We start from the raw sequence: 9,397 nt of genomic DNA on the forward strand, positions 1-9,397 counted from the left end.
GACATCTGTAGTATCTCTAGATAACATCTGTCGCGTAAACCAAACTATTTCCGTGTCCACTAGGGGGCTTCATTTGGGTCAGATCAGCGTCACACCGGAAGAACTGAAGCAGCAGGCTCAGGTCTACACGCGCTCGAAGGAAGAGATCGAGCAGGCGATCCAGAAGGTCAACCAGATGAACTCGACCATCGCCGAGCAGTGGAAGGGCCAGGCGTTCCAGGCGTATCTGGAGCAGTACAACCAGCTGCACGAGAGCGTGAAGAAGTTCGAGGAGCTGCTGGTGAACATCAACGAGCAACTGAACAAGTACGCCGACACCATCGCCGAGCGTGACGCGCAGGATGCGCAGAGCTTCGGCTTCTAGTCCCCTCCCCCGCGAAACCGATGCCGTGCGACCGCGGTCGCGTCTCCCTCTGCTCGTCGCCTGCGCTCTCGCTGTCGGGTTGACGGTGGGCGTCGCCGCGGCCTCGCACGCCGTCGGCAAGACCGACGACGATGCCGGGCAATTGGAGCTGAATGCCGATGTCCTGGTCAACGAGTCGGTCAGCGCAGGCACCTCCGGCGACTTCGCCATTCGCGGCAGGCTCTTCTCCGAGGAGCTTTCAGCTCGCGCCCAGGAGCGACGCGAGGCGCTCGTCGGACGGTTGGATGTCCTCGACCGACTGACTTTCGAGCCGACCGCGGTCGTCGCCGACGAATACCAACCGGTGAGAGCCGCGCTGTTCGAGGGCTACTCCTCCGAAATGCTCTCGCAGACCCGCGAGGCAGAGGAGGACTCTCAGGTCCTCGCGGTCCTGGCCTTGACAGCCGGCCTGCCACTCGTGGTGATAGCCGGCGTATCGCTCGGGAGACTCCGGGCGAAACGAAAGGGAGCGTCCCCGTGATCGAGATCACCCTGGTCTTCGAGGGCAAGCAGATCGACCTCCTCGTACCCGGCGAGGTCACCTTCGACCGGCTGCGGCGACTGATCGGGGAGGCGTTCGCCGAGCGAGGCCTCGTGCTTCCGGAGGGGTACTCCCTCGCACTCGACGGCAAAGACCTCGCCGTGAGCCGTTACGACGTCATCGCGTCGTTCGGTGTCGGCAACGGCGATCGCCTGCAGATTACGACGGAGAGTTGAGCAATGCGCATTGAGAGAGACGGCATCGTCCTCGAACTGAACGCCGGTAGCGGCGCTCTCCGTGTCGACGTGTCCAAGAACGGTTACGACGGGGAGAGCCTCGACGTCATCCGCCGGTACGTCGACGCAGAGGAGACCGACACGGGCCTCACGTTCGGGTACGCGCTCGGCGACGGCGAAGTCAGCTTCGGCGAGGCCGTCAGCCGGGCGACGACCCGGCTCGACCGGCTGTCCCTGGCGCAGAAGCTGGTCGCCTGCGTCGGCTACCGCGGCGGTTTCCGGGTGCCCGTGATCCACCCGGACAATGTCTACCTCAACGGCGACCTGCTGCGGGTGGTGCACTGCGGACTCCAGGGCATGCTCGTCCCGATGGCGTTCGATGAGGATGTGTTCCTCCGATCGCTGCAAGCGATGGTGTTGCACGTCTTCCGTCCGAAGCTGGCCTTCGAACAGCTCCTCGACGGGGCGAAGGCCCTCCGGGACCAGTTCTCGACCTCCGTCTGCCGGACGACCACGACCGACGAGCTCTTCGCGCTCATCGACGCACAGCTCACCGCCGAGAAGGCGCGCGTCGCGTCGACCACGGTGAGCGTGCCGAAGCGGCGGTATTCCTGGTATCGCATCGCCGGAGTCACGGGCGTCACCGCCGGTCTGCTCGCCGGCGGGTTCGCGTGGCAGGCCGAGGGCCGCAATCGCCTGCAGACTGCCGTCGTCGCGGCGCAGGCGCGGTTCCTCGCGACCGACTACGCCGGAACCCTCGGTGCGTTGGAGGGCTACGCCTCGGCGTCGCTGCCGATATCCGCCAAGTACGTGCTGGCCGTGTCGAGCATCAACCTGAACGATCTCACGGCGACGCAGAAGCAGGCGATCCTGAATACGATCTCCGAGAAGTCCGACGAGGTCACCCTGAACTACTGGATCGCGATCGGCCGCGGGGAGTTCGAGCAGGCGCTCGATCTCGCGCAGAACCTCGGCGACGACCAGCTCACGCTGCTGGCCTACACCGACCTCTATCAGGCGACCAAACTCAACACCCAGATGGCGGGAGGCAAGAAGCAGGAGCTCCTCGACTCGTATGCGAAGGCCATCGAGGAGCTGACGGCGAAGCTTGCGGGCACAGACGGCGGGGCCGTGCAGAAATGAGCGTATTCGAGACGGAGCAGCCCGGACCAGCTCGCCAGGTCGCCCTCGACTCCCGGCTCGACGCGAGCGAGTTGCGTTACCTCGTGTACGTGCTCGACGGCCGGCGCGCGACCCGGATCTCCCTCACCGACGCTCAACCGTTCGTCGATCATGGCGGCCACAAGCTCAGCGTGATCAACGATGCGCTGTACGCCGACGGTGACCGGCTCGGCGACGGTTTGCACACCGTCGGCGAGCTCACCTGCCTGGTGATCTCCGCGTCCCAAGCCCGCACCGAGTACTTCACCGTCGACGAGGGCGCGGAGTTCGTCATCGGGGATGTGCCCTACGCGGCGATCAGGGCGGACGGCTCGCCGCTTCTGATCGTGCGTGACGGAAGGTTGATCGTCGACGCCCGCGACCGACTCGCGTACGTGAACGACGCGGCGGTGGTCGGCAGACAACTCTTCGAACTCACCGATGGGACGGTGGTGCTGACCGAAGGGTTCCTGCTCGAGAAGCGCCCGACCCGATTCAAGGTCACGCGCCTTCGCTCCCCCCTCGCGTTCGACCACACGAAGGTGCTGACCCAGCGCCCGGTGAGCGAGTTCCCGCCGGATTTCCCGGACTATCGGCGTTCCCCGAAGATGAATTTCGACGTCGAGGCCGCCGAGTTCACCCTTCGCGCCCCCGACAAACCGGCCGCCATACCGAAGAACCGCATCGTGCGGATGCTGGTGCCGCCGGTCGCGATGGTCGCGGCGATGGGCGTGACCACGATGATCATGGGCAACAACCCGCTGATGCTGATCGGGATGGGGCTCGCGAGCGTGCTGACGGCGTCGTTCACGGTGTCGCAGTACGTCTCGGAGAAGAGGTCTGCCGCGGCCTCGGCGTCGCAGGCCGAGGAGGACTACGCCCGGTACCTGGTGCGAACGGTGGCCGAGGTCTCCCGCGCGTACGACGACGAACGCCGGGTGCTGCTGTACCAGCAGCCGGACCCCCAGCAGCTCGCCGAGATGGTCGAACGATACGACTCCAGAATCTACGAGCGTCAGCGCTTCAACAGAGACTTCCTGAGCGTCTCGCTCGGACTGTCCGACCGTCCTTCCGCTCTGAAGGTCTCCTCGGACGTGAACGAGAAGGACGCCACCGCGCAGGGCAGGCATGTCACAGACCTCGCGGCCGGCTTCCAGACGCAACGGGACGTGCCGACCCCGATCAGCGTCTCGGGGCAGACGCTCGGGCTGGTCGGCCCGCCTGAGGTCGTCACCGACTACCTGCAGTCCCTGCTCTTCCAGACCGCCTTCTTCCATTCGTATCGCGATGTGAACTTCGTGAGCCTGCTCTCCCGCGACGCGTACGCGAACACGTGGAACGCGTGGAGGCTGCTGCCGCACTTCAAGCTGCACGAGCTCAACATGCGTGGTCTGATCCACACCGAGAAGCTGCGCGACGTGGTGCTGAACAGCTTCTACCAGCTCCTCCAGAAGCGCCGCCAGCTCCTGAAGGACGCGGGGACGCAGAAGCCGCAGTTCGCGCCGCACTACGTGTTCACGATCTCCGACGATCGCTTCCTGGCCGGCCACGGGATCAACGAGCTCCTCGCCGAAGACATGAGTGCGCTCGGGGTCACCGTGATCTGGTGCACAGAAGACGCGAAGCTCCTGCCCGAGACTGTGACGGCATTGATCCACGCGCCACACCCGGTGCGGGGAGAGCTGGTCACGAACAATGACGTTTACGTCGCGACGCCGTTCGCGCCGCATCCTCTGCCGGACGATCTGGAGCGTTCGCTTCGCAAACTGTCGAACCTGAACCACCTCGAGGTCGAGAAGAACGCGGTCCCGGAGGCGTTGAGCCTGCTCGAGCAGTACGAGGTGACGACCGTCGACGACCTCCGGATCGCCGAGCGCTGGAGTCGGGCGGAGCCGAACAAGTCCATCGCCTCTCTGATCGGGTGGCGCGGCAAGGCCGACCACGTGCATTGGGATCTGCATGAACGCGCGCACGGCCCGCACGCCCTCGTCGGCGGCACGACGGGTTCGGGGAAGTCGGAGTTCCTGACCACCTACCTCATCGGTCTCGCGATCAACTTCTCCCCCGAGGACGTGGGACTCCTCATCATCGACTGGAAGGGCGGCGGGATCGCCAACACGCTCGAGGGGCTGCCGCACTTCATGGGCGCGATCACGAACCTCGACGGCGCCGGCACGGCCCGCGCGCTCGCCAGCATCACGGCGGAGCTCACCAAGCGTCAGCGCGAGTTCGCCGTCCACGGCGTGAACAGCATCAACGCGTATATGAGCCTGTACAAGCAGCGCCATGACCCGAAGCCCGGGATCACTTACCCGACGAAGCCGCTGCCCCACCTGATCCTCGTCTCCGACGAGTTCGCGGAGCTCAAAGCGAATGTGCCGGAGTTCCTGGACGAGCTCACGTCGGTGGCGCGGATCGGCCGAAGCCTCGGCGTGCACCTGATCCTCGCGACGCAGAAGCCGAGCGGCGTGGTCAACGACCAGATCGAGGCGAACTCGACGTCGAAGATCGCGTTGAAGATGGCCGGCGAGCAGGACTCGAACGAGCTGCTGAAGACAACCGACGCCGCGCACATCACCAACCCGGGTCGCGGCTATCTGAAGGTCGGCCAGAACGAGGTCTACGAACTCTTCCAGAGCGGCTACGCCGGTGTGCCGTACGACCCCGACGCGGTCGTGTCGGAGCGGGTCGACGAGCGCATCTACGCGATCAACGACGTCGGCCAGTACGAGCTGTTCTACGATCCCGACGAAGAGGTCGAGCAGGGCAAAGACACCAGCGACCTCCCCTCGCAGCTCGAAGCGATCATCGAGGCCATCGTGGACACCTTCGAGGGCGACGACGCGCTGACGAGCCCGAACAGACCGTGGCTTCCGAACCTGCCGGAACGCATCCACACGCCCGAGCCGGCCGATGGCGACGGCGTGAGCGTCCCCCTGGGCATGCTCGATATCCCGGCGCGGCAGGCGCAGGAACACTTCGAGTTCGATTTCGCGCGGGCCGGGCACACCGCCCTGTTCGGCAGCCCCGGCTATGGCAAGTCGACGGTGCTGCAGACGCTCGTCGTGAACCTCGCGAAGACCAGCACGCCCGAGCAGGCGCACGTGCACCTTCTCGATTTCGGTAACAACGGCCTCCTGCCGCTCGCGGCGCTGCCTCACGTCGCGGACATCGTCACGCTCGAAGAAGCCGAGAAGCTCGGCAAGATGCTCGAGTCGATCGGCGACGTCCTCGCGGACCGCAAGCAACTCTTCAAGGAGGCCGGCGTCGCGAACCTGGAGCAATTCCGCGCGAAGACCGGGCGCGACCTGCCGATCGTCGTGAACGTGCTCGACGGCTACGACAATCTCACCTCGAACGACCGGCGGAAGGACGCGATCGACGCCCTGCTGCTGCAGGTGCTCCGCGAAGGTTCTGCGCTCGGCGTCACCCTCGTGCTGAGCGCGAGCCGCGTCGGCGGAGTCCGCGTGAACATGCTGAGCAACATCTCGACCAAGCTGTGCCTCTACCTCAACGACGAGAGCGAGCTCGCCCAGCTCATGGGGCGTGAACGCCTGCTCCAGCCAGACATCCCCGGCCGCGGTCAGGTCCTCCTCGACGGGCCGACCGCGATCCAGTTCTACCTCCCCGCCCCCGGCCGGGACGGCTCCGAGACCCTCACGGCGCTCGAACGGCAGATCGCCGCGCTGGACGAGGAATGGACGGGGGCCAGGCCGGAGGCCATCCCGATGGTGCCGCAGGAGCTCACGGCGCGAATGTTCGAGAGCGACCTCTCCCCAGGGGCATCGCCCGGAACGGTGTTCCTCGGTCTGAACAAGAGCAGCGCCATCCCCGAGGCGTTCGACCTCTTCCAGGCGAAGACTCTGGGGATCTTCCCGGAAACCGGCAGGCAGGCCGCCTCGTTGTATCCGTTCCTGGTCGGCAACGTCGTGGACGCGCTGGCGGCCGACGACCTCGTCGTGATCGACGCTCACGACACACTGAAGCCGCTTCTTGGAACCGCGGCGTCGCTCTACATCGGCAAGACGGTGTTCAAGAGTCATGCCGAGGCGGTGAAGTTGGCGTTCACGAATGTCATCGAGCGGGGCTCCCCAACCCGGCAGTGCATCCTGATCAACGGCATGACGGACGTGTTCGAGCGGCTCACGCTCCCCGCCGATCGCATCGCGGAACTCCTCAGCGCCAGTAGCCGGACCACCCAGGTGATCGTTCTGGATCACCTGTCGAAGGTGAACGGCGGCTTCGGAATGGTCGGCCCGCTGAGGGAGAACGTTGAGCAACTCCTCTTCGGCGGCGATTTGGGCAACCAACGTTTCGTCGACAATCTGCCGCTCGCCGTGCGGAACGAGGCGCACGGCAAAAACATCCTGCACTCCCTCACGGATGACGAGCTCTCCCAGGTCGTCGTCCCCATCGTGACCGAGAGCGAGGCGTGACGATGACGCTGGAACTGGCCGGCACACTGCTGGGCTTAGGGTCCGTCGTCCGGCTGGACAGCGAGCAGCATTCCGGTCTGTTCGTCGTTCTCGCGCGTGGGGCATTCCGTCCGGACAACGAGTCGAGCGAGGTTGTTCCTCGCTATCTGGTCGGGCCGCACCCTTACGGCGAAGCACCCGATCAGGAGACCTTCCCGATTCTGGCGGGTGAGGTTCACGAGGTCGTGCACGAGGGCTACACCGATGACGCCGACGACACGTTTCTCACGGAGCTTCTCGACCAGATGGAAAACGGGCGTCGATCACCGACGTGTGCGCAACAGTTCACCGGATCGCTCACGGCCATCCCGGAAGGGCACGCGGTGGCAGCCGAGAGCAATCCCGCACAGGTCGGCGGAGACCCGTTCGCTGAGCTTCGCCGAATTGTCGACCAGGACTATCAGAGGAGTGAGTCATGAAGCTGTCGTCAGATTTCGGCGCCGCGCAGAGGGCCGTGGCGGGGTTCACCGCGATCGACCCCCGCCGCACTGCCGATCACGTGACCCTCAAGGCAACCAACATCTCGAGCACCATAGATGGGACCGCCATCGCGAACAAGCTCGTGAGCTGCCTCACCGAGCTGACGACAGGCGTGAAACGCCAGGCCGGGAACGTCACCGCTCTTGCGACGGAGCTCGAGGAACGCGACAACCTCGACGCCGGGATGTGGGGCGGCACGTCGTGAACAGCTCCGCTCCGAGTCCGCACACCGAGGTGGATGGGAAGATCAACGATCTGGAAGTCCGCGCCGGCGAAGACCTCACGACGATCCGCCGGCTCGGGCAGCACTGGGCAGAGTATCGGCAGGTGATGCGGGAGCACACCGCCCGGTTCGAGCAGGCCGGCGCCAGCATGGGCGCGGATAACTACGTCGTGCAGAAGGGGTTGGCCGCCCGCAGAGAGGTCGACAGCTACGCGAGACGACTCGTCGATGAGAACGAAGAGCTGATGGACGAATCAGCGCGACAGATCCGGTCATCGTCTGAGGCAGAACTTGACCGGCTGCGGCGCGAGAAGTCGGGGGTGTCATGGGCCTGATCTACGACGCGAGCGACTCGTCCGCGATGATGAGCGCGCTTTCTGCAAATCTGTCGGCCGGGTCGGCTGCGATCGAGCAGACACAGCGTGCGTGCACCGCGTTGGTGGACGAACTCGATGGAGGAGACCTCTCCGGTGAAGGGTACGCCGCGATCGGGACACTGTTCTCGGACGTGATCCTTCGGTGCGTCACGGATGCGCGGAAGGAGCTCGATGCCATTCAGGCCGATCTCGACACATACACGTACCAAGACTCGAAGCTGAGTCCGTTCGGTGTGCTGAAAGAGGACGAGCTGGTCCAACAGCTCGAGGCGACGAAGGCGCAGCGGGACGCGACAAAACGTTTGATCGACGCCAACAACGACGCCGCGGCCGCCGTGTCGACCGTCCCCGGCCTGGCTGAATCCCTGCACGCGACGAACGGCCGCCTGGAACTGATCCTGAACCAACTCGAGAAGGATGTCCGCGACCTCGAAGACCGACTGCGAGCGCTGCGCGAGTTCAACGCGTTCACGAAATCGCTGTTCCAGGGCAGCCTCGCCGTCTTGGCCTCCGCCGGCGGCACGATGTCGCTGCTGAACAAGGTCATCTCCCCCCGAGGTGTCGACATCGTCAAGCTAGTTAGAGGCGGACTCACCTACACGGATCAGAAACTGTTCCTCGGCGGGGAGAAGCTCCGGGTCGATTCGCGAGGACGCGTCCGCTGGGGCAGCCGGAAATACGTCTACGACCGATTCGGCAGTCCCATGTCTCCCGGCGGGAAAGCGAACCACCTCTACAAGAACGGCAGCCGCTTCGGCGCCCGCACCGGAGCCCGAATCGACACCTACATGCAGCCCATCAAAGCCGGTGCGACGGGCACGCTCAGAGCCCACGTGGACGACTTCACCGGCTGGAAAGACGCCTCCAAACTCAACAAAGTAGGAAAAGGCGCCGGACTCGCAGGAATCGCCCTCACCGTCGGAAGCAACGCAAACCAGTACTTCCACGACGGCATCCAGGAAGACGATGTCCGCGACTTCGCCATCGATACCGGCGTCGACCTCGCAGCCGCCGCAGCTGCAGCAGGCACCGGAGCCGCAGTAGGGTCACTCGTCCTTCCACCCCTAGGAACCGTCGTCGGAGCACTCGCGGGAGTCCTCGCCAGCCTGGCCCTCAATGGACTTGACCTCGGTGATGGCAAGTCGGCGGTCGATTTGGCCAAAGACGGCATCAAGGACGCCTGGGACTCTCTTGCAGCGAAGTTCTGGTGATGCGGTGAGCGACAAAACGGCGAAGCGCGAGACCAAGCGTGCGCGCGACAAGGCGAACGTGAACTATTTCATCACGCTCGCCAACACGAGAGGCTCACTCGAAAACTTGCCAATCATGGCGTTGCTCAGCGTCATCTTCCTGAGCCTGGACACTCTCGCGGTGTTTACAACGGCGATCGTTGAGGGTCACCGAGAGTTGATGCCGTTGTTCTCCACGCAACTCGCACTCATCGGATTCAGTGCTCTGATGTTGGTGGTAGCGCCGATCAAAGCGCTGGTATTCAGATTTCAGACGTTGGGACTGGTGCAGCGATGGGTGACAGTTTCGGTTTAGGCCGCGAGGGCCAGGT

General features: G+C 64.7%; 10 protein-coding genes. All 10 read left to right on the top strand.

The features are described 5' to 3' along the window. Positions 1–73: 73 nt before the first annotated feature. Positions 74–364 carry a WXG100 family type VII secretion target gene (locus Q0Q23_RS13100; RefSeq protein ID WP_179605143.1) on the top strand — a complete coding sequence of 97 codons (291 nt, stop codon included), beginning with the start codon at positions 74–76 and terminating at the stop codon, positions 362–364. A gap of 79 nt (positions 365–443) precedes the next feature. Next, positions 444–884, top strand: a complete 441-nt coding sequence (locus Q0Q23_RS13105) for a hypothetical protein (protein ID WP_295124473.1) — start codon at positions 444–446, stop codon at positions 882–884. Next, on the top strand, positions 881–1,120 hold the full coding sequence (locus Q0Q23_RS13110) for an EsaB/YukD family protein (RefSeq protein WP_295124476.1): 240 nt from the start codon (positions 881–883) through the stop codon (positions 1,118–1,120). The genes Q0Q23_RS13105 and Q0Q23_RS13110 overlap by 4 nt, the downstream gene beginning before the upstream one ends. A 3-nt stretch (positions 1,121–1,123) precedes the next feature. Then, on the top strand, positions 1,124–2,263 hold the full coding sequence (gene essB, locus Q0Q23_RS13115) for a type VII secretion protein EssB (protein WP_295124479.1): 1,140 nt from the start codon (positions 1,124–1,126) through the stop codon (positions 2,261–2,263). After that, on the top strand, positions 2,260–6,717 hold the full coding sequence (essC, locus tag Q0Q23_RS13120) for a type VII secretion protein EssC (protein WP_295124482.1): 4,458 nt from the start codon (positions 2,260–2,262) through the stop codon (positions 6,715–6,717). The genes essB and essC overlap by 4 nt, the downstream gene beginning before the upstream one ends. Before the next feature lie 2 nt (positions 6,718–6,719). Beyond that, positions 6,720–7,175, top strand: a complete 456-nt coding sequence (locus Q0Q23_RS13125; protein WP_295124485.1) for a DUF4176 domain-containing protein — start codon at positions 6,720–6,722, stop codon at positions 7,173–7,175. After that, positions 7,172–7,441 carry a hypothetical protein gene (locus tag Q0Q23_RS13130; RefSeq protein ID WP_295124488.1) on the top strand — a complete coding sequence of 90 codons (270 nt, stop codon included), beginning with the start codon at positions 7,172–7,174 and terminating at the stop codon, positions 7,439–7,441. The genes Q0Q23_RS13125 and Q0Q23_RS13130 overlap by 4 nt, the downstream gene beginning before the upstream one ends. A gap of 29 nt (positions 7,442–7,470) precedes the next feature. Further along, positions 7,471–7,794, top strand: a complete 324-nt coding sequence (locus Q0Q23_RS13135; protein WP_295124491.1) for a hypothetical protein — start codon at positions 7,471–7,473, stop codon at positions 7,792–7,794. Beyond that, positions 7,785–9,047, top strand: coding sequence for a hypothetical protein (locus Q0Q23_RS13140; protein WP_295124494.1), 1,263 nt, complete (start codon positions 7,785–7,787; stop codon positions 9,045–9,047). The genes Q0Q23_RS13135 and Q0Q23_RS13140 overlap by 10 nt, the downstream gene beginning before the upstream one ends. Before the next feature lie 4 nt (positions 9,048–9,051). Beyond that, on the top strand, positions 9,052–9,381 hold the full coding sequence (locus tag Q0Q23_RS13145) for a hypothetical protein (protein ID WP_295124497.1): 330 nt from the start codon (positions 9,052–9,054) through the stop codon (positions 9,379–9,381). The last annotated feature ends 16 nt before the right edge of the window (positions 9,382–9,397 follow it).

The organism is uncultured Leifsonia sp. (genome assembly GCF_945957465.1).
In the GTDB taxonomy this organism is placed as follows: Bacteria; Actinomycetota; Actinomycetes; order Actinomycetales; family Microbacteriaceae; genus Leifsonia.